The sequence below is a fragment of the Mycolicibacter minnesotensis genome, from assembly GCF_010731755.1.
GTDB classification, from domain to species: Bacteria; Actinomycetota; Actinomycetes; order Mycobacteriales; family Mycobacteriaceae; genus Mycobacterium; species Mycobacterium minnesotense.
In genome coordinates, this window is sequence record NZ_AP022589.1 from 2,376,357 (window position 1) to 2,398,609 (window position 22,253).

At 68.1% G+C, this 22,253-nt stretch carries 22 protein-coding genes; 13 read left to right on the top strand and 9 right to left on the bottom strand.

What is annotated here, in order from left to right; all coding sequences use genetic code 11:
- Nucleotides 1–3: 3 nt before the first annotated feature.
- From G6N09_RS20315 to G6N09_RS10985, 3 genes are all read right to left on the bottom strand, one after another.
- Complete coding sequence (locus tag G6N09_RS20315) at nucleotides 4–2,262, bottom strand: cellulase family glycosylhydrolase (RefSeq protein WP_083022809.1); 2,259 nt, start codon at nucleotides 2,260–2,262, stop codon at nucleotides 4–6.
- 167 nt (nucleotides 2,263–2,429) lie between these two features.
- On the bottom strand, nucleotides 2,430–3,374 hold the full coding sequence (locus G6N09_RS10980) for a LysR family transcriptional regulator (protein ID WP_163752768.1): 945 nt from the start codon (nucleotides 3,372–3,374) through the stop codon (nucleotides 2,430–2,432).
- A gap of 63 nt (nucleotides 3,375–3,437) precedes the next feature.
- Nucleotides 3,438–5,651 (bottom strand): cellulase family glycosylhydrolase, encoded by a 2,214-nt coding sequence (locus tag G6N09_RS10985; protein ID WP_234806895.1) that lies wholly within the window; start codon nucleotides 5,649–5,651, stop codon nucleotides 3,438–3,440.
- Between the two features lie 158 nt (nucleotides 5,652–5,809).
- On the opposite strand from G6N09_RS10985, the gene G6N09_RS10990 reads away from it, so the two are divergent.
- Genes G6N09_RS10990 through G6N09_RS11005 form a run of 4 tightly spaced genes read left to right on the top strand, consistent with a single transcriptional unit; the run spans nucleotide 5,810 to nucleotide 9,057 of the window.
- Nucleotides 5,810–6,349, top strand: coding sequence for a transport-regulating membrane protein Mce1N (locus G6N09_RS10990; RefSeq protein ID WP_083022698.1), 540 nt, complete (start codon nucleotides 5,810–5,812; stop codon nucleotides 6,347–6,349).
- Entirely contained in the window at nucleotides 6,346–6,636 is a 291-nt protein-coding gene (locus tag G6N09_RS10995; RefSeq protein ID WP_407662606.1) for a hypothetical protein, read from the top strand. The genes G6N09_RS10990 and G6N09_RS10995 overlap by 4 nt, the downstream gene beginning before the upstream one ends.
- 26 nt (nucleotides 6,637–6,662) lie before the next feature.
- Complete coding sequence (locus tag G6N09_RS11000) at nucleotides 6,663–8,741, top strand: heavy metal translocating P-type ATPase (RefSeq protein WP_083022811.1); 2,079 nt, start codon at nucleotides 6,663–6,665, stop codon at nucleotides 8,739–8,741.
- Nucleotides 8,742–8,757: 16 nt separating this feature from the next.
- Nucleotides 8,758–9,057, top strand: a complete 300-nt coding sequence (locus G6N09_RS11005) for a hypothetical protein (RefSeq protein WP_083022699.1) — start codon at nucleotides 8,758–8,760, stop codon at nucleotides 9,055–9,057.
- Between the two features lie 4 nt (nucleotides 9,058–9,061).
- On the opposite strand, the gene G6N09_RS11010 is transcribed toward G6N09_RS11005, so the two are convergent.
- From G6N09_RS11010 to G6N09_RS11020, 3 genes are read right to left on the bottom strand one after another with little or no spacing between them, the layout of a single operon-like run.
- Nucleotides 9,062–9,892, bottom strand: a complete 831-nt coding sequence (locus tag G6N09_RS11010; RefSeq protein WP_083022813.1) for an alpha/beta hydrolase — start codon at nucleotides 9,890–9,892, stop codon at nucleotides 9,062–9,064.
- A gap of 47 nt (nucleotides 9,893–9,939) precedes the next feature.
- Nucleotides 9,940–10,929: an ABC transporter ATP-binding protein gene (locus G6N09_RS11015; protein ID WP_083022700.1), complete on the bottom strand. Its 990-nt coding sequence runs from the start codon at nucleotides 10,927–10,929 to the stop codon at nucleotides 9,940–9,942.
- Nucleotides 10,930–10,932: 3 nt separating this feature from the next.
- Nucleotides 10,933–11,976: an ABC transporter permease gene (locus G6N09_RS11020; protein ID WP_083022814.1), complete on the bottom strand. Its 1,044-nt coding sequence runs from the start codon at nucleotides 11,974–11,976 to the stop codon at nucleotides 10,933–10,935.
- Between the two features lie 170 nt (nucleotides 11,977–12,146).
- On the opposite strand from G6N09_RS11020, the gene G6N09_RS11025 reads away from it, so the two are divergent.
- Complete coding sequence (locus G6N09_RS11025) at nucleotides 12,147–13,523, top strand: PPE family protein, SVP subgroup (RefSeq protein WP_083022701.1); 1,377 nt, start codon at nucleotides 12,147–12,149, stop codon at nucleotides 13,521–13,523.
- A 7-nt stretch (nucleotides 13,524–13,530) separates the two neighbouring features.
- Here G6N09_RS11025 and G6N09_RS11030 read toward each other — a convergent pair whose 3' ends face one another.
- A complete protein-coding gene (locus G6N09_RS11030) occupies nucleotides 13,531–13,911 on the bottom strand; it encodes a nitroreductase family deazaflavin-dependent oxidoreductase (RefSeq protein WP_083022702.1) in 381 nt (126 codons plus the stop codon).
- 3 nt (nucleotides 13,912–13,914) lie between these two features.
- Nucleotides 13,915–14,298 carry a nitroreductase family deazaflavin-dependent oxidoreductase gene (locus G6N09_RS11035; protein WP_083022815.1) on the bottom strand — a complete coding sequence of 128 codons (384 nt, stop codon included), beginning with the start codon at nucleotides 14,296–14,298 and terminating at the stop codon, nucleotides 13,915–13,917.
- 83 nt (nucleotides 14,299–14,381) lie between these two features.
- Between G6N09_RS11035 and hemL the strand changes: the two genes are divergently transcribed.
- From hemL to G6N09_RS11070, 7 genes are all read left to right on the top strand, one after another.
- Complete coding sequence (gene hemL / locus G6N09_RS11040) at nucleotides 14,382–15,710, top strand: glutamate-1-semialdehyde 2,1-aminomutase (RefSeq protein ID WP_407662691.1); 1,329 nt, start codon at nucleotides 14,382–14,384, stop codon at nucleotides 15,708–15,710.
- Nucleotides 15,710–16,318, top strand: a complete 609-nt coding sequence (locus G6N09_RS11045) for a histidine phosphatase family protein (RefSeq protein WP_083022704.1) — start codon at nucleotides 15,710–15,712, stop codon at nucleotides 16,316–16,318. The genes hemL and G6N09_RS11045 overlap by 1 nt, the downstream gene beginning before the upstream one ends.
- A 2-nt stretch (nucleotides 16,319–16,320) precedes the next feature.
- Entirely contained in the window at nucleotides 16,321–16,911 is a 591-nt protein-coding gene (locus tag G6N09_RS11050) for a TlpA disulfide reductase family protein (protein ID WP_083022705.1), read from the top strand.
- Nucleotides 16,908–17,687, top strand: coding sequence for a cytochrome c biogenesis CcdA family protein (locus G6N09_RS11055; protein WP_083022706.1), 780 nt, complete (start codon nucleotides 16,908–16,910; stop codon nucleotides 17,685–17,687). The genes G6N09_RS11050 and G6N09_RS11055 overlap by 4 nt, the downstream gene beginning before the upstream one ends.
- Nucleotides 17,687–19,246, top strand: coding sequence for a cytochrome c biogenesis protein ResB (gene resB, locus G6N09_RS11060; protein WP_109558790.1), 1,560 nt, complete (start codon nucleotides 17,687–17,689; stop codon nucleotides 19,244–19,246). The genes G6N09_RS11055 and resB overlap by 1 nt, the downstream gene beginning before the upstream one ends.
- Nucleotides 19,247–20,224, top strand: a complete 978-nt coding sequence (gene ccsB / locus G6N09_RS11065) for a c-type cytochrome biogenesis protein CcsB (RefSeq protein WP_083022707.1) — start codon at nucleotides 19,247–19,249, stop codon at nucleotides 20,222–20,224.
- A 91-nt stretch (nucleotides 20,225–20,315) separates the two neighbouring features.
- Nucleotides 20,316–21,638: a MinD/ParA family ATP-binding protein gene (locus G6N09_RS11070; RefSeq protein ID WP_109558791.1), complete on the top strand. Its 1,323-nt coding sequence runs from the start codon at nucleotides 20,316–20,318 to the stop codon at nucleotides 21,636–21,638.
- A gap of 25 nt (nucleotides 21,639–21,663) precedes the next feature.
- On the opposite strand, the gene G6N09_RS11075 is transcribed toward G6N09_RS11070, so the two are convergent.
- Entirely contained in the window at nucleotides 21,664–21,813 is a 150-nt protein-coding gene (locus G6N09_RS11075; protein WP_109558792.1) for a hypothetical protein, read from the bottom strand.
- A gap of 76 nt (nucleotides 21,814–21,889) precedes the next feature.
- Between G6N09_RS11075 and G6N09_RS11080 the strand changes: the two genes are divergently transcribed.
- Entirely contained in the window at nucleotides 21,890–22,186 is a 297-nt protein-coding gene (locus tag G6N09_RS11080) for a DUF4229 domain-containing protein (protein ID WP_179959828.1), read from the top strand.
- Nucleotides 22,187–22,253: the final 67 nt, after the last annotated feature.

Consider the following 22,253-nt stretch of genomic DNA (forward strand, 5'->3'; position numbering starts at 1 on the left):
CTCCTAGCTTGCGGGGGTGACGGTGACGGTGACGGCGCTCGCGCCGCTGTCCGAGGCGATCACGAGGACCGGGGCGCCCGGCGCGGAGACGACGTGTCCTCCGGTGACGCTGACCTGGTAGCCGTCGGGGTATTGCAGTGTCGGGACCGAAATCTCGGTTTGGGTGCCGGCGTCGAAGTGTCCCGAGCCACTAGCTATCTCGGTCGAGTAGCTGAAATTGAAGGTGCCGTCCGCGAATGACCAGGCCCCCGGGGTGCCGGCCACCGCCAGCGGGTACGGCTGGGCCAGCGTGGTCAAGGTCGCATAGTCGACGGTGTCTTCGGATATCGGGGTGTGCAGGTCGTGGTTGCGAATCAGGGTGTAGTCCCAGAACATCCAGCTGTACCCGTACCGGTTGGCCTCGGTCATGGTGTCGGTGATCGAGCCGGTGTTGGTGGATGCACCGAATTCGGTGATCGCCACTGGGACGTCGTATTTGGACGCGTACGCGTCGGCGTAGCCCTGGACGATCGTCTCCCACAGTGAGCAGCCGAAGTCGGTGCCCAGCAGGGCCGTCATGGTGCAGTAGTCGTGGAACGCGTAGACGACGTTCGGGTCGTCCACCTCGCCCAGGTACGTCGGGATCGGCAAGTTGCCGGACAGCGTGCTCGGCTCGACGTACAGCGTGGTGGTCGAGTCGACGGATCGGATCGCCGAGGCCACCTGGTCGTAGAACGAGGTCAGCTGCTGGCCCTCGAAGAACGCGTTGCCGAAGATGGTCGACAGCCACGTCGAGCCCGCCCACGGTTCATTCATCAGCTCATAACCGACGACATGGGCGTCGTCTTTGAAGTAGTGCGCAACGGCTTGCCACATCTGCGCGTAGTGGTTCTGCAGCCCGACGCCGTCGGGTGCGTCGGAGTTCCGCCAGAACGCATCCCAGACGTGGTTCTCCGCCGGGTTGAGCGCGTAGGTCCACGGCCAGCCGGTGTCGGGATCGGGCATCCCACCGGTCTGCACCGCCCAATCCGGGGCGCCGTCGCCGTAGCCCATCGGGCCCCCGAGTCCGGCAGCGTAAAGATCCTGGTGCATGTCGAGCACGGTGTAGATGCCGTGGTTGGCCAGCGTCTGAATGGTCTGGTTGATTGCGGCGAGGTAGTCGTAGTCGATGACGCCGGGCTGGGGTTCCACCCCTTCCCAGAGGATGCCCACCCGCACCACGTTGAAGCCGTTGGCGGCCAGCAGTGCCGCGTCTTGATCGCTGAATCCCTCGTTCTCAGCGGCTGGGAAGAACGGTGCCCGCTTGTTCACCTCGCCGAATCCGTGCAGGACGACGACTCGGCCGTCGTTGTCGGTGATCCAGGCGCCGGTGGTGCCCAGATCCGAGACGCCGCCGGGTGGCGCGCCCTCGAGGGAGCCGAACTCGCCGTGGGTGCCGTGGGCGCCGAGCAGCGAGCTGCCATTGCCGCCGGCTCCGCCGAGGGCGGGCAGCTCGCGGCCACCGGTGTACAGGCCATCACCGGCATCGCCGCCGTTGCCGCCGATCCCGAACAGTCCGATCGCGCTACCGCCGTCACCGCCATAGCCACCGACACCGCTGTCGCTGCTGCCGCCGTCGCCACCGTCGCCGCCGACGCCGATCAACCATCCGCCGTCACCGCCGTGGCCACCGACGGCGCCCGCGCCGCCGTCACCGCCGGCCCCTCCGGTGCCGAAGAGCCCGGCCGCGCCGCCGTCACCGCCGGCGACGCCGGCCTCGGCGCTGTCCCAGCCTGCGCCGCCGTCGCCGAACAGCCATCCGCCGGCGGTGCCGTTGGGGATCGCTGCCGTTCCGTCGACGCCGTTGCCGATCACCAGCGAGCTGAACGCCGTGTTGATCACGTCGTTGACCGATTTGCCGAAGTCGCTGGTGATCCACGCTTGCATGCCGTCGTGCATCGGGGTGTAGAGGTACTGCTGCAGCCAATCAGCCAGGTCTGCCTGGTCGAAGCTGGCCGCTCCGGGCACCGCGAGGGCACCCAGTTCGGCCAGCACGCCGTCCCAGTGAGTGGGGGCCAGGAAGGTGTCCCAGGCGGTGGGGGAGAGCACCGCGTCCCAGTCGAGGGTGTTGGTGGTGGTGTCGAAGAAGGGGGCGATGGCGGCGTCGATCGCGTCATCGATGTCGGCCCAGGCCGCCGGGGCTGCCAGTGGTGCCAAGCCGAACGTCAGCAACGCGCCGGCACTGGCACTGACGCTGAGTAAGCGACGTCGTGTCCGAGCCCGACACAACCGGTGAGTTCGCATGGCGAAACGCTGACGAGTCATTGCCGACACCCCTGGCGACGAAATTTCTCAGGTAGGCAACACCCTGAGCAGGAATTCTAATAATTCCCTGCATCAATGCTGATCAATATCAACCGCGAACGGAAACACCTAACCGTCGCGTCATTGACAACGCCGACGTTATGAATTCAGGTGGTCGTAGGCCTGCTCTCCATGGTGTGGACGAGCTCGGTCTCCCGGTCCCGTACCGAGAGCGCAACGTCGAGGAACTGGGCGACCAAGGGAGAGCGTTCGTCGCGGTGCCAGCCGAGGGCGATCGCCGAGCCGGGCCAGTCGTTGATCTCCAGGAATTCCACTCCGGGCATCGGCATGTGGTGCATGACGACTGTGCTGGTGACCGCGATAGCTGCGCCGGCCGCGACTAGTTGTGCTTCCTCGGTGATCGAGTTGATGGGAACGAGGCGGGCTCTGGTTGATTCGTCGCGTGCCGCGTCCAGACACCAGAACGCGCGATAAGCCTCGTCAAGGGTGTCCCCATTGGTGATCGGGTCGGCGACGAGTTCCCGCGCGGACACCGAAACTCGCCCGACGAGGTGGTGCGAGCTCGGCACCATCGCCACGACCGGGTCGACGAACAAGACTTCGGTCTCGATGTTGGGTATGCCCTTCGGCAGTCGGACGAATGCCACGTCGGTGGCCCCCGACGCCAGCCCTGCCGACGAGTCGTGAACCGGGAACTCCTGCATCTCAACTACGACACCTGGGTGGCGTTCGCCGAACTCGGTCAAGATGAACGGCGTCAGCTCGAGTGCGGCACCGGGGACGTAGCCCAACCGCAGCGTGCCGGCCAACCCGCGCTCGGCCCGTCGGGCGGTAGCTGCAGCCTCTTCAAGGGCTGCGAGCGCGGTGCGCGCTCCTTCCAGGAAGGCTTCACCGGCGGGAGTCAGGGTCACCTTGCGGGTGGTGCGCTCCAGTAGCTTCGCGCCGACCTGGTTCTCGAGTTCTTTGATCTGGCGGCTGAGGGCCTGCTGGGCCAGATGAACCCGTGCTGCGGCCTTGCTGAAGTGCAACTCTTCGGCAACCGCCACGAAGTAACCCAACTTGCGGGTGTTGATCTCAATGGGGCTAACCATAGACCGGTCGCTCGATCTGTCCGCGTTCAGCAGTTCCGGGAACATCGCGGGTTATCCCACGAGTCACGGCGACCCGGGCGCGCCGCCTGTCGCGGGTGTCACGGTCACGTTGACGGTGCCGGGGCCGTCCGAGGCGATGATCAGAATCGGTTCTCCCGGCGCGGACACGATGTGCCCGCCGGTGACACTCACCTGGTAGCCGTCCGGGTATTGGATGGGCGGTACCGAGATCTGGGTCTGGCTGCCGGCGGCGAAGTGACCGGTGCCGTCGGCCATTTCGGTGGAATAGCTGAGCTGGTAGGTGCCAGCGGCGAACGACCAGGAGGTCGGCGTGCCGGCGACGGCCTGCGCGTAGGGAGCCGACGAGACCTCCAACCTGGACCAATCGACATTGTCGCCAACGGGTGGCTTGCTCGGGTCGAAGACCAGCGCATTGCCCGGAGCAGTGCCGGTGATGGCGGGAACGCCGTTGTAGGCCCACTGCGACCAGCCCCACATGCGCTGGTCCGAGGCATTCATCACTTGGCTGATCTCGGCTGCGCCGTTCGCGGAGCCGAATTCCGAGACCAGCCCCGGGACGCCGTACTTGCTGGTGTACGCCTCGCCGTTGCTGGCAACGAGTTCGATGTAGTCGGGGCACCACGGCATGAAGATGGAGCCGAAGACGTTCAACATGCAGTAGTCGTGGAATGCGAAGACACCGTGCGGGTCGTCGACCTCACCGAGCTGCGTGGGCAACGACTGGTTGAACAGGGCGCTCGGTTCGTAGATCAACGGAGTGGTGGGGTCAACGGAGCGGATTGCCGCACTCACCTGGTTGTAGAACGGGGTCAGTTGTTGGGCCTCATAGTAGGAATTGCCGAAGATCGTTGACAGCCAAGAGGAACCGGCCCACGGCTCGTTGATGATCTCGTAGCCCGCGATGCTCGGGTCGTCCTTGAAATAGTCCGCGACAGCTTGGGTCATCCGCGCGTAGTGGTTCAGCAATCCCACGCCGTCGGGGCCTTTGGCGTTGGACCAGAACATGTCCCAGGCGTGATTCTGGGCGGGGTTCAGCGGGTAGTTGAGCCCGAAGCCGAAGTCGGGGTTGGGCAGCCCGCCGGTCTGGGTGGCCCACTCCGGCGCGCCTTCGCCGCCGAAGACCGGGCTGTAGTCGTCCTGGTGGAAGTCGATGATGCTGACGATGCCGTACCTGGCCAGGATCTGCACGGTCTGGTCGATCGAGGCCAGGTAGTTGTAGTCGATGACTCCGGGTTGCGGCTCCACTCCCGCCCAGATGACCCCCAGCCGTACCGAGTTGAATCCGTTGGCGGCCAGGAACGCTGCATCGTCTTCGTCGAAGCCGCCTGCCGACGGCTCATACGGCGCAATCTTGTAGACCTCGTTGAACCCGTGCATGACGAGGACCCGTCCATCGGCATCGATGAACCAGGTGCCCGCGGTGCTGATCCCCGCGACGGCTGCCGGTGCACCGTCGAGGACGCCGAACTGGCCGTGGTCGCCGTGGGCGCCGAGCAGGAGGCCGGCGTTGCCGCCGGCGCCGCCGAGCGCGGGTAGGTCGCCGGGTCCGGTGTAGGTGCCGTCGCCGGCGTTGCCGCCGAGGCCGCCGATACCCATCAGCCAGCCGCCGTTGCCACCGTCACCACCGTTGCCGCCCAGGCCGCCGTCTGCGCCGGCGCCACCGTCACCGCCATTGCCGAACAAGCCGGCGTTGCCACCGGCGCCACCCATGCCCCCGGCTTCGGTGTTGCTCCAGCCGTTGCCGCCGTCGCCGAACAGCCATCCGCCGTCGCCGCCATTGGCGTTCTCGACGGTGCCGTCGGCGCCGTCGCCGATCAGGGGGCGGCCGGTGAGGAGCTGCGAGGGACTGTTGATCAGGTCGGTGAGGAGTCGGCCGAGGTCGCTGTTGATCCCGACTTCGAGGACGTCGTGGACCGGGGTGTAGACGTACTGGAGCAGCCAGGTATTTGGGTCGAGCGCGGGCCCGGCCAGGGCAGAGCCGCTCAGTTCACCCAGCGCGTTGTCCCAATGCGTGGGGGCCAGGAAGGTGTCCCAGGCCGTGGGGGACAACACCGCCTCCCAATCGAGGCCGCCGGTCGTGGCGTCCAGGAAAGGCGCCATCACTGCCTCGATCGCATCATCGAAGTCGGCCTGTGCTGCGGGGGCGGTGGCCAGCGGGGCCAACCCGAATGTCAGGAACGCGCCCGTGGTCGCGACAAAGCCGCTGGCCAAGGTGCGTAGGGGGCGATCGGCGGCGGAGCCATTGCGACGCATCATCGGCGGTGCTCATCTCCAAGGTATGGAAAACCTGTGTAGAACATATATGCAGACGGAATATAGCCCCAGGTACTGGCCTGCAACCTAAGAAAGGTCAAACTGCGTGGTCTTTACCGCCGCGCGCCCGCGGCGTCGTGCCCGCGTTAGGCTGACCCGACATGACTGAACCTCACGCGCACACCGCGCCGCTGTTCCTCGAGCGCGGCGCCAGCTGGTATTGGGTGCTGTTCGGTCCGATCTCCGCGGGGCTCCTGTTGGTCATCCAGAACTCCAGTGGCTTCGGATTTCAGCCCCTGGTGCCCATGGTGTTGCTGGTGCTGGTCTCGCTGATGCTGGCCATTCAGGTGAAGGCCGCACGGATCCATACCTCCGTCGAACTCTCACAAGAGACGCTGCGGCAGGGCACCGAGACCATTCGGGTCGCCGACATTCTGGCGATCTACCCCGAGGCGGAGCGGCCCACCGGCTGGGGCAAGTCGCAGCTGCAGAAGTGGCAGGAATCCCGAGCGCTGGGTGAGCTGAGCGGAGTCCCCCGACGCCGGATGGGCATCGGTCTGCGGTTGACCGGGCGACGCACGGTACAGGCGTGGGCGCGCGACCACCGCAGGCTGCGTGCCGCGCTGAGCGAGCTGATTCCCGAGACCGTCTCTCCCGGTGGACCTGCCGAGACCGACATCGATGACGGGTCGCCCTGGTGAGGACCACTGCGATCGTCCGGGCCCTTGTCGAGCTGGCCGCCGCCGTTGCGGCCGCGGTGGGTTGCGCGGTCAGCTGGTCGCAGGTGCGGTACCTGGTGCTGGTCGCGCCGGTCACCAGCGGCGAACCGGAGACCAGTTCGGTGAGCTATCACCCGCAGATGTTGCTGCTGGCGGGGGTGTGGGCGACGGGTGCCGGGGTGCTCGCCGTGGTCGGTATCGCGCGGTTGCGCCGGGCCGCCCGCGGCACCGGGGTCGAATACCCCACGGGGGTATCATCGTCAAGGTGACCACCACCGATCTCACACTGCGGGGAATGACGTGTGCGTCGTGCGCGGCGCGGGTGGAGCGCGGATTGAACGCGCTGGACGGAGTCAGCGCGACGGTGAATTTCGCCATCGAACGGGCACACGTCCAGCACGAGGCCCACGTCTCGGCCCAGGACCTGGTGCGCGCCGTGGAATCCGCCGGTTATCAGGCCGCCGTGGCCGGTGCCGCTCACGAACACTCCGCTGAGCACGCCGATGTGCCGGCCGGCCAGTTGCGAACCCGGCTGATCGGCTCGGCCCTGCTGGCTGTGCCCGTGGTGGCGCTGTCGATGGTGATGCCCTGGCAATTCAGCGGCTGGCAATGGCTGGTGTTCGCGTTGACCACGCCGATCGTGGCATGGGGCGGCTATCCATTCCACCGCGCTGCGCTACGCACCGCAGTCCATCGGGCCGCCACCATGGACACCCTGGTTTCACTGGGCACCTGTGCGGCCTACCTGTGGTCGGCGGTCGCGGTCCTCACCGGGGCGGGGCACCTGTATTTCGAGGTGGCCGCCGTGGTCACGGTGTTTCTGCTGGCCGGACGCTACGCCGAATCCCACGCCAAACGCTCGGCCGGTGCCGCACTGCGGGAACTGCTCGAACTCGGGGCCAAAGACGCTGCTGTCCTGCGCGGCGATGACGACGATCTGACCGAGGTCCGGGTGCCCATCGCCGACCTTCGAGTCGGTGACGTGATCGTGGTGCGCCCGGGAGAGCGGGTCGCCACCGACGGCGTCGTCGTCGGCGGCACTACGGCGCTGGACACCTCGGCCATGACGGGCGAGTCGCTGCCGGTGGATGTCGCCGACGGTGATCCGGTGCTGGGCGGCTCGCTCAACACCACCGGACTGATCCGGATCCGTGCCACCAAGGTGGGTGCGGACACCCAGCTGGCTCGGATGGCCAAGCTGGTCACCGACGCCCAGGCGGGCAAGGCGTCGATCCAGCGACTGGCCGACCGGGTATCGGCGGTGTTCGTGCCTGCGGTGCTGGTGATCGCTGCGGCCACCCTCGCCGGCTGGCTGCTGGCGGGGCAATCGGCCGCGGCGGCGTTCACCGCGGCCGTCGCCGTGCTGATCATTGCCTGCCCCTGCGCGCTGGGGCTGGCCACACCGACCGCGATCCTGGTCGGCACCGGCCGCGGCGCGCAGCTGGGCATCCTGATCAAGAATCCGCAGGTTCTGGAGAGCGTCCGCGACATCGACACCGTCGTGCTGGACAAGACCGGCACCGTCACCTCCGGCGTGATGTCCGTCGGCGGCCTGACAGTCAGTGAGGGCGAGACTCCCGACACGGTGTTGGCGCGCGCCGCCGCCGTCGAAGCGGCCTCCGAGCATCCGATCGCGGCGGCCATCGTCGCCGGGGCCAAAGCCGCCGGCCTGCCGATCGCGCCGGTGAGTGAGTTCTCCAGCCGCCCAGGCCACGGGGTGACCGGATTGGTGGACGGTGTGCGGGTCGATGTGGCCCGCTCGGCCGTTGCCCAGCAGGCCGGTACGGCCGTCGAGGTCTCCTGGGACGGTCGGGCCCGCGGGACGATCACCCTGACCGACACCGTGCGGCCTACCAGCGCGGCCGCGGTGGCGGAGCTCAAGGCCATGGGGATCACCCCGATGCTGCTCACCGGGGACGCTGCGGCGGTGGCGCGCGTGGTGGCTGGTGCGGTCGGGATCGACCCGGACCACGTGATCGCCGACGTGTTGCCTTCGGACAAGGCCGATGCCGTCACGGCCCTGCAGGCCCAGGGACGACGCGTGGCCATGGTCGGCGACGGCGTCAACGACTCGGTGGCCCTGGCCACCGCCGACATCGGCATGGCCATGGGAACCGGTACCGACGCCGCCATCGAGGCCGGCGACGTGACGCTGGTGCGCGGCGACCTTTCCACGGTTCCGACCGCGTTGCGGTTGTCCGCGCGTACGCTGCGAATCATCCGGCAGAACCTCATCTGGGCGTTCGGCTACAACGTCGCGGCGATTCCGCTCGCGGCGGCCGGGCTGCTCAACCCGATGATCGCGGGCGCGGCGATGGCCGCCTCCTCGGTTCTGGTGGTGACGAACAGCCTGCGGCTGCGGGCGTTCCGGTAGTCCTGAGGAGGGCCAGATGAGAATCGCTTTTTCAGCTTCGGTCGCCGTGTGTGCGTTGGCGTTTGCGGTACCCGCCGCGGCGGACCCCGCCGATCCCGACCCGTTCAACCCGGCTGACTGCATGGCGAACGCCAATGCCGTCTGCAATGTTGGACCCTACGGCCCCGACAGCCTGACCAATCCGGCCAACATCAACAGCCCGCTCAACCCGGCCAATCCGGACAACCCGGCCAATCCGATGAATCCGGCCAACCCGGAGAGCCCGATGAACCCGATGAATCCGGCGAACCCGGCCAGCCCGATGAACCCGGCGTAGCTGCTCACGAGTCCAGCCAGGCCAGCTGCGCCGGCAGCTGGGCTTGCCAGTAGGACACGTCGTGACCGCCGGGGGAGAACCCGCCCGCCGGCGGCGGATTCAATTGGCCGATGAAACTCTTCGTCGCATAGGCGAAGCTGTCTGCGGTCCCGCAGTCGACGCGTAGCGGGAACGGGGCCAGCCTGGGCGCCAGGTTGAAGACCGAGTTCGTTCGCCAATCGTCGACGCTGTCGAAAGCGCCAGCCGGAGCGCCGAAGTAGGTCATGTAGATCGCCGGGCTGACGGCACAGATCCCTGCGGTGCGCGACGGGCCCAGCCGGGTGCCCAGCTGCAGCGCGCCGTAGCCACCCATCGACCAGCCCATGAATCCCACGCGGGTGATATCGATGCCCTTCTCGGGCAGCATCGGGATCAGCTCATTGAGAACCATCGCACCGGAGTCCTCACCGGAACTGTGCCGGCGCCAGTAGGTGTTGCCGCCGTCGACGGCCACCACCGCGAACGGTGGGCGGCCCGCTGCGGTCAACTTCGCCAGCTCCTCTTCCACGCCCAGATCCATCACCCAGGCTGCGTCGCCGTCCTTGCAGTGCAGGGCGATCACCGGCCGCAGCGCAGCGGTCTGCCCCGGGGGGCGCGCGATGATCCAGTTGGTCTCCACCCCGCCGCGGGCCGCCGACACAAAGGACCCGGTCTCGAGGGTCGGGTAAAAATTTCCGGTCGCCCGCGATGGAGCCGGGCGCCACGCTGCCCCCGCCCCGAACAGTCCCGCTGCCCCCGCGGCACCGACCCCGAGGCGCAAAGCAGCCCGGCGGGTCATATCAGCCATGGGCTGCATCATCGCGCGCGCACTGCATGGTTTGGCCCGGCATGCCGCGTTATTGATCAGGTTGATGCCGGTTCGTTAGGAACCTCGGCAACCGGCGGGCGACCGAACTGTTGACGGAACGCATCCACGGTGTAGCTCACCACGGTGGCCTCGCCCAGGGCGCGAACGGTGGCCGAGCGGGGGATCCGCACCATGGACCCGAGCTCGCCCGCGTAGTGGTCTGGCCGGCCGATCTTGAGCAGCCCGTCACCGGCACCGGCCGAATCCGGAGCGATCTCCACCGCACCTTCGGTGACGACATAGATCAGGTCCTCGACGGTGCCCTGTTCCAGGAGAACCGAGCCGGGTCCCAGCCGAACCGGCACCTGCTGTGGGCGCGCCGGTGCGGCCGTTGGCGACAGCTGCACGACGATGTCGGCCAGCGGGACGATTCGGGTGTCGTGGGTGGCCACCACCACCACGCGGTCCCCGGCGGCCAGCACCCGGAGCAGTTGCACGATCTCGCCGGCCCGCACGTAGTCCAGTTGGGCAGTGGGCTCGTCGGCCAGGATCAGGGGCGGATCCAGGGCCAGGGCGCGGGCCACCGCGACGCGCTGCTGTTGGCCGCCGCTGAGCCGGCCGGGCCGGTGGTGGGTCCGGTCGGCCAGGCCGACCCGAGCCAGCAGGTCCCGGGCGCGTTCTTGGGCCGACCACTGGGTCCAGCCGGCCGCCCACAGCGGCACCATCACGTTCTCCAGGGCGGTCAGGCTGGGCACCAGATTGAACGCCTGGAACACGATTCCGACGGTGCGGCGGCGGTAGGAGGTCAGGTCGCGGCGGCCCAGTGCCGTCACCTCGGTGGCGCCGAACTGGATCTGACCGCTGGTGGGGCTCAAGATGCCGCCCAGGCAGGACAACAAGGTGGTTTTGCCGCAGCCGCTGGGACCGAGCACCACCACCAGCGAACCCGCCGGAACGTCCAGGCTCAGGCCATCAATGGGACGGATCGGTTCCCCGCCACCAGCGGTGTACTCGATGACCAGCTCACGGATCCGTAGGTCGCCCACGAGTCAGGGCCCCCCGAACGCGAGCACGGGGTCGACAGATACAGCGTGCCGCAGGCCGGCCAAGCTGGCCAGGAGCCCGATCCCGACCGCGGTCAGCACCAGTAGTGCGAACGACGACGCGGTCACCGCCACCAGCATCGGGAACAGTGGTCCGAGAGCCACCGCCAGCACGCCGCCGAGCACGGCCGCGGTCACCGCGACCACCACCGCCTGCAGGGCCAGCCCGGCCAGCACCATCCACGTCGTGACGCCCAACGCCTTGAACACCGCGAAGTCGCGGGTGCGTTCCAGCGCCGAGAGATAGATCAGTGAACCCACGATCAGCGCGGCGACCGCCCAGAGCAGCACCGACATGTAGGACAGGGCCATCTGCGCCCCCGCCAGCGGGCGAACCATGTCGTCGACGGCGGCGCCCCGGTCCACCACGCGGTAGCCCTTGGGCACGTGCGCGGGGACGCCCCGCAGTCCGATCGCGGAGACCACCGGCTGCCCCGAATACATCAGCCGCTGGGCACCCGCCACAGTCAAAAAGCCATTGGGTTGGCCGGCCAATGTCGTCGACTTGTCCACCAACCCGACGATCCGCAGCTTTGCCGCACCCAGTTCGACTTCATCGCCGACCGAGCGGTGGAGCGCGGTCGACATCGCGATCTCGTTGGGCTCGGTCGGGGCGCGCCCCGCGCTCACGGGTGGCATTGCAGCCTTGGGCACGCCGTAGATGTTCACGTTCAACGGCGAACGGTCGTCTTGCGCAATGGTGTTGCCGTAGACCACGGGAAGGGCCGCCTGCACACCGGAGATCCCTGCGACGTCGCCGGCGTCGGCCTGCGGGAAGCGCGACGAACCCATGAACGGACCCACCGCTCCCGATTGGATCAGGTAGCTGTCGATGTGCAGGGAATCGACCACGTGCTTCGCCTCAACCCGGAATCCGTGGGTCAATCCGGCCAGCACCAGGGTCAGGGCGAAAACCATGGCGGTGCCCACGGCGGCGACGATGAACCGGCGCAGTCGCCACTGCAGGTCACGGAACGCGGTGATCAACATCCGCACTCCCGCGATGCTATCGCAGGCCCCGTCTGAGCCGGTGGTCTCCGGTTGCGGCCAGACCCGCCCCGCAAATCTGGAAATGCCCGGTCGATCGCGGATTGTTGGGCTACAAATACACTCACGCAGCTGTCATTGAACCTGGTGGTTGTCCGAGGGAGGGGCCGGTGATGGATTACGCGGCTCTGCCCCCGGAGATCAACTCGTTGCGGATCTACAGCGGACCGGGTTCGGCGCCGCTGCGCGCCGCCGCCGCGGCGTGGGGCGTCCTGTCTGCTGAATTGCATGCTGCGGTCGCGTCCTACGAATCGGTGGTCACGGAGTTGACTGCCCAGGCCTGGCGGGGGCCGGCATCGGAAGGGTTGTCCAGGTCTGCGGGGCGGTATGCGGCCTGGATGGCTGTCACTGCGGCCCAGATGGACCAGACTGCCGCGCAGGCGAGCGCGGCGGCGGCCGCCTATGACGTGGCGCACAGCGCGACGGTGCCCCCGTCGGTGGTGGCGGCCAACCGAGCCCAACTGCTGCTGCTGATAGCCACCAATGTCTTGGGCACCAACACTGCGGCCATCGCCGCCAATGAGGCCGAATACGGCCAGATGTGGGCTCAGGACGCCGCAGCCATGTACGGCTACGCCGCGGCGTCGGCGGCGGCCACCGGACTCACCCCGTTCGAGCAACCACCGCAGACCAGCAATCCCGCTGGCCTGGCCGGCCAGGCGGCCGCGGTCGGGAGCGGTGAGGCAACCTCGTCGTCGTCGAATGTCCAGTCCCTGCTGGGGCAGTTGGCTTCGGGTTTGTTCGGAGATCCCAGCAACGCGCTGCTGCAGGCGGCGGCCACCGTCCCCGGCGTGGCGGCTGGGCCCGAGGACCTGATCGTCTGGCCCAGCCTGTCGGATCTGCTGGGTGTCAGCGTGGTGTCGGGCGCGGGACTCATCATGTCTGCCGGTGCCTGGGCGGCCGGCGATGCCAGCACTCGAGAGATTCTCTCCGAGCAGGACCAGTTGGCACTGGTGGAGTTTGAGATCCTGCGCAATATCGATCTGTTCTCCCCGCTAACCCCGTCGCGGCCGATGGTGCCCGGCTCCGCGGCGCTCTCGGCGGCGATGGGCGAGGCGATCAGCGCCGGCAACTTGTCGGTGCCGATCAACTGGGCGGCCACCGCACCGGAGATCCGCGGCCTGTCCTACACCAAGCCCCTGGCCGGACCCGGTCTCGGCGGTGCCCCGGCGGCTTCGCTCAGTGGTGCCGGCACCGCATTCAGCCAGATGGCCCTGGCGGGTATGGGGGGCAGCGCCCTGGCGGGTTCGGTCAGCCGCGGCCGCGGCCGCGGCGGTGCCGACGCCGAATCTTCAGCGCGCGTGCCGATGCCGCAACGCGCGGCGGCCGATCCGGCTGGCGAGACGTCGACCGGTGGCGCGGACGGAGCGCCCGGGCCCACGACGATGGGCATCGCCGCAGAGATCCGCGAATTCGCCGAGCTGCGTGACCGTGGACTGATCACCAACGACGAGTACCACGAGCAGAAAGCGCGCCTGCTCGGCCAGTAGTTCGGACTCAGGCGCGGGTGAGCAGCAAGGTGTGCGGTACCCCGGCTTTGCCGAGGAGTTGGCGCCAGGGTGCTTTCAGCTGCCCCAACGCCGCATCGGTGGTCACCACCCGCGGATTGGTGACGGCGAAAGTCTTGCCACCGACCTTGACCCGTCCACCGTTGGCGGCGTGCAGGTTCTTCACCCAGTCACGTCCGGTGCCATAGGGCAGCAGCACCGCCACACCGTCGGGGGTGTGGAACATCGAGACCGGGGTTCGATACACCGCCCCGGAACGTCGGCCGGTGTGTTCGACGATCGACCACATCGGCACCCAGCCGCAGATCGGGCGGAACAGCGGATTGGTGACCACGCGGTTGAACCGGGCCCGCCGCTCGGAGAACTGCACCGCTCAGCCTTGCCGGGTGAGCAGCACGGCCTGCTCGAACGGTAGCCGGGCGAAGACCCTCCGAGCCCGCGGACTCACGTGCTCGGCCGCTTCTGCCTTGCTGACCACCCGCGGTTCGGTGACGCCGAAGGTCTTCCCGTGCCGGCGCATGGTGCCGCCGCCGGCAGCGGTGATGTTCTTCAGCCAGTCGCGGTCCGGGCCATAAGTCAGCAGGATGGCCACCCCGTTATCGGTGTTGAACACCGTCAGGGGGGTGCGGAAGGGCTTGCCGGAGCGTCGGCCGACATGCTCAAGGATTCCGAACGTCGGCGCCCAGCCGGCCCACATCCGTTGGATCGGGTTGGTGACGTGCCGGTTGAACCGGGCCAGTCGTTGCGGTAGTTGCATGCCTGCCATCCAACTCCGGCCGACGAGCCACATCAAGCCTCAACTACACCCGGTAGTCGGATGACGCCGCGGCGGCTGGGACACTGGTCGCCGTGGGTAATGCGGATCGTGGCACGGCGGCCTCGCAGCGGCTGTTCTCCGAGGCCTGCGCGGTGATCCCCGGCGGCGTCAACTCACCGGTCCGTGCGTTCGCCGCGGTCGGGGGCACACCTCGCTTCATCGCTGAAGCGCAAAGCTGCTGGCTGACCGACGCCGACGGCAATCGTTACGTGGACCTGGTCTGCTCCTGGGGGCCGATGATCCTCGGCCACGCGCATCCCGCGGTGGTCGAGGCGGTTCGTGCCGCCGTCGGAACCGGCCTGTCCTTCGGGGCGCCGACCCGGGGTGAGACCGAGCTGGTCGCCGAGATCATCGCCCGGGTGCCGGCGGTGGACAAGGTCAGGCTGGTCAACTCCGGTACCGAGGCCACCATGAGCGCGCTGCGGTTGGCCCGTGGTTTCACCGGCCGGGCCAAGGTCATCAAATTCTCCGGCTGCTACCACGGTCATGTTGACGCGCTGCTCGCCGACGCCGGTTCCGGCGTCGCCACCTTGGCGCTGCCGTCATCGCCCGGAGTCACCGGCGCCACTGCCGCTGACACGATCGTGTTGCCCTACAACGACATCGCAGCGGTACGCGGGGCATTCGCCGAGTTCGGTGACCAGATCGCGGCCGTCATCACCGAGGCCAGCCCCGGCAACATGGGGGTGGTGCCGCCGGCGCCCGGCTTCAACGCCGAGCTGCGGGCCATCACTGCCCAGTACGGTGCGCTGCTGATCATCGACGAGGTGATGACCGGTTTCCGGGTCAGCTCCAGCGGCTGGTACGGGATCGACCCGGTGGATGCGGATCTGTTCACCTTCGGCAAGGTGATCAGCGGCGGGCTTCCTGCCGCGGCATTCGGTGGCCGGGCTGAAGTCATGGACCGGCTGGCGCCGCTGGGGCCGGTCTATCAGGCCGGCACGTTGTCGGGGAACCCGGTGGCCACCGCCGCCGGCCTGGCGACCCTGCGCGCCGCCGACGCGGATGTCTATGCCGCGCTCGACAAGAATGCCGACCGTCTGACGGCCATGCTGGCCGAAGCACTGACCTCTGCCGGTGTGCCGCATCAGATTCCGCGGGCCGGAAACATGTTCAGCGTGTTCTTCGCCGAACAGCCCGTCACCGACTTCGCCGCGGCCCGAGCCAGTGACACCTGGCGTTTCCCGGCGTTTTTCCACGCGCTGCTGGATGCCGGTGTGTACCTGCCGTGCAGTGCCTTTGAGGCCTGGTTTGTCTCGGCCGCCCTCACTGACGAGGCCTTCGACCGGATCGCCAGTGCACTTCCCGCCGCGGCGCGCGCCGCCGCCACCACCCGAGAGCCGAAATCCTGATGGCAGAAGAAACTCGCGTCCACCTGATCCGCCACGGCGAAGTCCACAATCCCGACGGCATTCTGTATGGCCGACTGCCCGGATTCCGGCTCTCGGAGACCGGGCAGGGCCAAGCGATCGCCGCCGCCGAGCTGCTGGCGGGCCGCGACATCGTGGCGGTGATCGCTTCGCCGCTGCAACGTGCCCAGGAGACCGCCACTCCTATCGCCGCCCGGCACGACCTGCCCATCGACACCGACGCTGACCTGATCGAGTCGGCGAACTTCTTTGAGGGAAAACGTGTTTCACCTGGCGATGGCGCCTGGCGCAACCCGCGGTTCTGGTGGCATCTGCGTAACCCGTTCACTCCGTCGTGGGGTGAACCCTATGACCAGATCGCCGCTCGGATGGCCAATGCGGTGAGCAGGGCACGGTCGCGGGCCGCCGGCCACGAGGTGGTGTGCGTCAGCCACCAGCTGCCGGTCTGGACTGCGCGCCAGCACCTCACCGGCAACCGGCTCTGGCACGACCCGCGCCGGCGCGAATGCGGCGTGGGCTCGGTCACCACGCTGATCTACGTCGGTGATCGCCTCGTCGAAGTCGATTACCAGGTCCCGGCCGGCGGCTGAGGATGCGAGCAGTACTGATCGTCGCGGCGGTGCTGGCCGCCCTGACCTCGGGCTGCTCGGTCGGCGACGACGCCGTCACCCAAGGTGGCACCTTCGAATTCGTCTCGCCCGGCGGCAAAACCGACATCTTCTATGACCCACCGCAAGCCCGCGGCCGGCCCGGCCCGATCTCGGGGCCGGATCTGATGGACCCGTCGCGCACCATCGGCGTCGACGACTTCGCGGGCAAGGTCGTCGTCGTCAATGTCTGGGGGCAGTGGTGCGGGCCATGCCGCACCGAAATCACGGAACTTCAAAAGGTTTACGACGACACCCGCGCCCAGGGAGTGGCATTTCTGGGTATCGACGTGCGCGACCCCGAGCCGCAGGCTCCCCGCGATTTCCTCACCGACCGCAAGATCACCTATCCCTCGATCTACGACCCGGCGATGCGCACCATGATCGCCTTCGGTGGCCGCTATCCGTCGTCGGTGATCCCGGCAACCATGGTGCTTGACCGGCAGCATCGGGTGGCGGCGGTGTTCCTTCGTGAAGTGCTCGCCGAGGATCTGCGGCCGGTGGTACAGCGGCTGGCCGGCGAGGCCGCGTCGTGAGCGGTCTCACCGCCACCGCCACCACCGGCCCGCTGCTGCTGGCCGTGGCGGTCTCGGCGTTGGCCGGTCTGGTGTCGTTCGCTTCACCGTGCGTGGTGCCGCTGGTGCCGGGCTACTTGTCGTATCTGGCCGCTGTGGTGGGCGTCGACGAACAGCCCGATCCGCACAGTGGCACCGTCCCGTCGTCGGCGAAGTGGCGTGTCGCCGGATCGGCTGCGCTGTTCGTTGCCGGGTTCACCGCGGTGTTTCTGCTCGGCTCGATCGCGGTGCTGGGCATGACCACCAGCTTGATCACCAATCAGGTGCTGCTGCAGCGTATCGGCGGTGCGGTGACCATTGCGATGGGATTGGTGTTCGTCGGATTTGTTCCGGCGCTGCAACGCCCGCTGCGTTTCACCCCGCAGCAGCTGTCCACAGTGCTGGGCGCGCCACTGCTGGGTGCGGTCTTCGCGCTGGGCTGGACGCCTTGCCTGGGTCCGACCCTGACCGGCGTGATCGCGGTCGCCTCGACCACCGACGGCGCCGGGGTGGCCCGCGGCGTGGTGCTGGTGATCGCCTACTGCCTGGGCCTGGGCATCCCGTTCGTGGCGCTGGCGTTCGGGTCGGCCAGCGCTGTCGCCGGGTTGAGCTGGCTGCGCCGGCACACCCGCGCCATCCAGATTCTCGGCGGGATACTGCTGATCGCGGTGGGGCTGGCGCTGGTCACCGGCGTGTGGGACCATTTCGTGGCCGCCGTCCGCGACGGCCTGGTCTCCGACGTCAGGCTGCCGATCTGATGGGCATGTCACCCCTGCGTCTGCTCGCCGGCAAGGCCCGCAACACCTGGCGGGCGCTGACCTCGATGGGCACCGCCCTGGTGCTGCTGGTGCTGCTCGCGCTGGCCGCCATCCCCGGAGCCCTGCTACCGCAACGCAGCCTCAACGCCGCCAAGGTCGACGAGTACCTGACGCTGCACCCGGACCTGGGGCCCTGGCTGGATGGACTGGAGGCCTTCGACGTCTTCTCCAGTTTCTGGTTCACCGCCATCTACGTGTTGCTGTGTGTGTCGCTGATCGGCTGTCTGACCCCGCGGACCTTCGAGCACCTGCGCAATCTGCGGGCCACCCCGGTCAGCGCCCCGCGCAACCTGGCCCGGCTGCCCAAGCATGCCGCCACCCAGCTGACCGGCGACGCCGAAGAGCTCGCAGCGCAGATGGCTGACCGGCTGCGCGGCTGGCGGAAGATCGTCCGCTCCGATCAGGGCATCGTCGAGGTGTCCGCCGAGAAAGGCTATCTGCGCGAATTCGGCAACCTGGTCTTCCACTTCGCGTTGCTGGGCCTGTTGGCCTCGGTGGCGATCGGACGCCTGTTCGGCTACGAGGGCAACGTGATGGTGATCGCCGACGGCGGACCCGGGTTCTGCTCGGCCTCGCCGGCCGCGTTCGACTCGTTCCGCGCCGGCGCCACCGTCGACGGGACCAAACTGCATCCGCTGTGCCTGCGGGTCAACGACTTCACCGCCGACTATCTGCCCACCGGGCTGGCCACGTCCTTCACCGCACACATCGACTACCAGGCCGGCGAGGATCTGCGCACCGATCAGTGGCGGTCCTATCAACTGGAGGTCAACCATCCCCTGCGGGTCGGCGGCGTGCGGGCCTACCTGCAGGGCCACGGCTACGCCCCCACCTTCACCGTGATCTTCCCGGACGGACAGACCCGTACCCAGACCGTGCAGTTCCGGCCGGACAACCCGCTGACTCTGCTGTCGTCGGGTGCGATCCGGATTGATCCGCCGGCCGGTGTCTACCCCGACGCCGCCGAGCGTCGCAAACACCAGATCGGCATTCAGGGCCTGTTCGCCCCGACCGAACAGCTCGACGACCGGTTGTTGTCCTCGGCGTTCCCCGCGTTGAACGATCCCGCGGTCGCCATCGACGTCTACCGCGGCGACACCGGACTCGACACCGGCCGCCCGCAGAGCCTGTTCACCCTGGATTCTCGGCTGATCGAGCAGGGCAGGCTGACCAAGGCGGCCCGGTCCAACCTCAAGGCCGGCGAAGAGCTCCGCCTCGATGACGGCACCCGGGTCCGCTTCGACGGTGCGGTGCCGTTCGTCAACATCCAGCTCTCGTACGACCCGGCGCAGCTCTGGGTGTTGGGGTTCGCCATGACAATGATGGCCGGTCTGGTGGTGTCGCTGCTGGTTCGCCGCCGACGGATCTGGATCCGCATCACGCCCGAGCGGGCCGGTACGGTGAGCGTCGAGCTCGGCGGGCTGGCTCGTACCGACAACTCCGGCTGGGGTGACGAGTTCGAGCAGCTGTGCACCCGCTTGGTCGGCAAGGAGGTCTAGATGAACACCAGTCACATCGACGTCGGGCTGGCGCGGTACTCCGACTGGGCCTTCACCTCGGCGATGGTGGTGCTCGTCATCGCGATGCTGCTGCTGGCCGTCGAACTGGCCTCCAGCCGGGGCCGCGCGCCCGCCGAAGCCGAGCTGGTGGCGGCCGGGGCGGTGCGCGCCGACAGTACGACCCCCGGTGTGGTGTTGCCCGCGCCGCGGCGTTCCCTGGGCGAGCGGGTGGGCCGCGCGGGCCTCGCCCTGGTCTATCTGGGCATCGGCTTGTTGCTGGCCTGCATCGCGTTGCGCGGCGCCGCCACGTTGCGTCCACCGTGGGGCAACATGTACGAGTTCATCAACCTGACGTGTTTCTCCGGGCTGGTTGCTGCTGCCGTGGCGCTGCGCCGTCCCCAGCACCGCAGCCTGTGGGTGTTCGTGCTGCTGCCGGTGCTGATCCTGCTGACGGTCTCCGGGCGCTGGCTCTACGCCACGGCAGCGCCGGTGATGCCCGCCCTGCAGTCCTACTGGCTGCCCATCCACGTCTCGGTGGTCAGCATCGGGTCGGGAGTGTTCTTGGTGGCCGGGGTGGCCAGCATCCTGTTTCTGATCCGCTCGTCGCGGCTCAGCGACCCCGACGCCCCCGGGCCGCTGGCCCGCATGGTGCGCCGGCTGCCCGATGCGCAAACCCTGGACCGGATCGCCTACCGAAGCACGATCTTCGCTTTCCCGGTGTTCGGGTTCGGGGTGATCTTCGGTGCGATCTGGGCCGAAGGCGCGTGGGGCCGCTACTGGGGCTGGGACCCCAAGGAGACGGTGTCGTTCGTGGCCTGGGTGGTCTACGCCGCCTATCTGCATGCCCGCTCGACGGCGGGTTGGCGGGACTACAAGGCGGCCTGGATCAACGTGGTGGGTTTTGCGGCGATGATCTTCAACCTGTTCTTCGTCAACCTGGTGACGGTGGGCCTGCACTCGTATGCCGGAGTCGGCTAATACAGCTGACAGTTTCCTTTATGGCTGCTGCGCTACCCTGCGGTTAACGACATCCATTGACGTCCTAACCACTGTGACGGGGGAGATACCAGTGTCCGACCATGCACCCGGTGATGTCACTGCGGGCCACGATGTGACCGACCATCCGACCACCCAGTTCCGGCCGTATCAGCACGTCGGCGACGCGGCGGACAGGCCAGCGGAGGCCGGGGCCACCGGCTCGATCAGCGCGCGGTCCGAAGGGCCGGAGACCCGCTCGTTCGGCGGCTTCCGCACCGAGCGCCGGTTCTCCGACCCGGTCGACCCGTGGCCGCCGGCCCCGGTGGAGCCCCCGGCCACCCAGCAGTCGTGGAACCCGGGCGCATCCACCGGCTGGGCCCCCCAGCCCATGGAGAACCCCGCCCCGGTCTACTACGGCGGCAATCCCGGCGGGTCCGGTCAGGGGCCGCATCGTCCCGCCGAGAACATCGCTCCGTTCTCCGATCTGTCCACCACCTCACTGTTGCGTCAGGTCAAGCCGCCGCCGACCACGGGCTGGCGTCGACTGCTCTATGTGTTGTCCGGCCAGCTGATCAACGTCGGGGAGAGCCCGCGGACCACCCGCTTCAACGACTTGGTGGTGCAGGTGAACCGGCCGTTGCAGGGCTGCCACCGGATCGCGGTGCTGTCGCTGAAGGGCGGTGTCGGAAAGACCACGATCACCGCGACCCTGGGCGCCACCTTCGCCTCCATTCGGGGCGATCGGGTGGTGGCTGTGGACGCCAACCCGGACCGGGGCACCTTGAATCAGAAGGTGCCGATGGAGACCCCGGCGACGGTGCGCCACCTGCTGCGCGATGCCGACGGCATTCAGCGTTACAGCGACGTCCGCAGCTACACCAACCAGGGCCCCAGCAGGCTGGAGGTGCTCGCCTCCCACAGCGACCCGGCGGTCTCCGACGCGTTCAGCGCCGAGGACTATGCCAGCACGCTGCAGGTGCTGGAGCGGTTCTACAGTCTGGTCCTCACCGACTGCGGCACCGGTCTGATGCACTCGGCCATGTCGGCGGTGCTGGCCAAGGCCGACACCATGATCGTGGTCAGTTCCGGCTCGGTCGACGGCGCCCGCAGCGCCTCAGCGACCCTGGACTGGCTCGACGCGCACGGTCACGAAGACCTGGTGCGCAACTCGATCGCGGTGATCAACGCGGTACGGCCGCGATCGGGCAAGGTCGACATGCAGAAGGTGGTCGACCACTTCTCCCGGCGATGCCGCGCGGTGCGCCTGGTGCCGTTCGACCCGCACCTGGAAGAAGGCGCGGAGATCGACCTGCTGCGGCTGAAGCGTGAGACCCGCGAGGCGCTGGTGGAGTTGGCCGCGGTGGTGGCCGAGGCATTCCCGGGCGACGACCGGTTCAACCAGCACTTCGTCTAGGCCCGGGGTGTGACGGGGCGGTTCCCTAGGGCTGATTGTCGCCGTGACTGATCCGCCACAGGAACTCCGGATCGTCGTCCGGACCGATGACACGAGTCTTCGGCCGGGCACGGACAGTGCGCAGGCTGAGGTAGAGCAGCGTTCCCAAGGTCAGAACGAGGAGCAGGTAGAGCACTCGCGACACCTCCTGGCGCCGAATATACCGTTTGCGTTGTCCACGCAGGTCCGGCCCGCCAGTAGGCTGGACCACCGTGGCAACAGGTCGGGCCCCGTGGGGCCGTGCGGTACTCGATGTGGCGGTGTACACCGCGGCGCGGCTAGCGCTGCTGGTGGTGCTGACCGGGGTGATCTACGGAGCGGGCAGACTGCTCGGGCTCAATGACTTCCCGCCGATCATCGCGGCGATGTTGGCGTTGATCGTCGCGCTGCCGTTGGGGATGTGGGTGTTCACGCCGTTGCGTCTGCGGGCGACACAGAGCTTGACGGTGGCCGGGGAGCGTCGGCGGCGGGAACGCGACGAGCTGCAGGCCAGACTGCGCGGGGAGTGATGCCCTGCTGCGTTGACTCTGCGCTCACGGCGGGGAAGTGCGAGTAACCCCCGCCCTCAACGCAGAG

Coding starts and splice junctions, on each gene's coding strand:
- G6N09_RS11035 (WP_083022815.1), bottom strand. CDS start 14,298: ATGCAACTACCGCAACGACTGGCCCGGTTCAACCGGCACGTCACCAAC.
- ccsB (WP_083022707.1), top strand. CDS start 19,247: ATGAACACCAGTCACATCGACGTCGGGCTGGCGCGGTACTCCGACTGG.
- G6N09_RS11025 (WP_083022701.1), top strand. CDS start 12,147: ATGGATTACGCGGCTCTGCCCCCGGAGATCAACTCGTTGCGGATCTAC.
- G6N09_RS11005 (WP_083022699.1), top strand. CDS start 8,758: ATGAGAATCGCTTTTTCAGCTTCGGTCGCCGTGTGTGCGTTGGCGTTT.
- G6N09_RS11050 (WP_083022705.1), top strand. CDS start 16,321: ATGCGAGCAGTACTGATCGTCGCGGCGGTGCTGGCCGCCCTGACCTCG.
- G6N09_RS20315 (WP_083022809.1), bottom strand. CDS start 2,262: ATGCGAACTCACCGGTTGTGTCGGGCTCGGACACGACGTCGCTTACTC.
- G6N09_RS11045 (WP_083022704.1), top strand. CDS start 15,710: ATGGCAGAAGAAACTCGCGTCCACCTGATCCGCCACGGCGAAGTCCAC.
- resB (WP_109558790.1), top strand. CDS start 17,687: ATGGGCATGTCACCCCTGCGTCTGCTCGCCGGCAAGGCCCGCAACACC.
- G6N09_RS10990 (WP_083022698.1), top strand. CDS start 5,810: ATGACTGAACCTCACGCGCACACCGCGCCGCTGTTCCTCGAGCGCGGC.
- G6N09_RS11010 (WP_083022813.1), bottom strand. CDS start 9,892: ATGCAGCCCATGGCTGATATGACCCGCCGGGCTGCTTTGCGCCTCGGG.
- G6N09_RS11020 (WP_083022814.1), bottom strand. CDS start 11,976: ATGTTGATCACCGCGTTCCGTGACCTGCAGTGGCGACTGCGCCGGTTC.
- G6N09_RS11000 (WP_083022811.1), top strand. CDS start 6,663: ATGACGTGTGCGTCGTGCGCGGCGCGGGTGGAGCGCGGATTGAACGCG.
- G6N09_RS10985 (WP_234806895.1), bottom strand. CDS start 5,651: ATGATGCGTCGCAATGGCTCCGCCGCCGATCGCCCCCTACGCACCTTG.
- G6N09_RS10980 (WP_163752768.1), bottom strand. CDS start 3,374: ATGGTTAGCCCCATTGAGATCAACACCCGCAAGTTGGGTTACTTCGTG.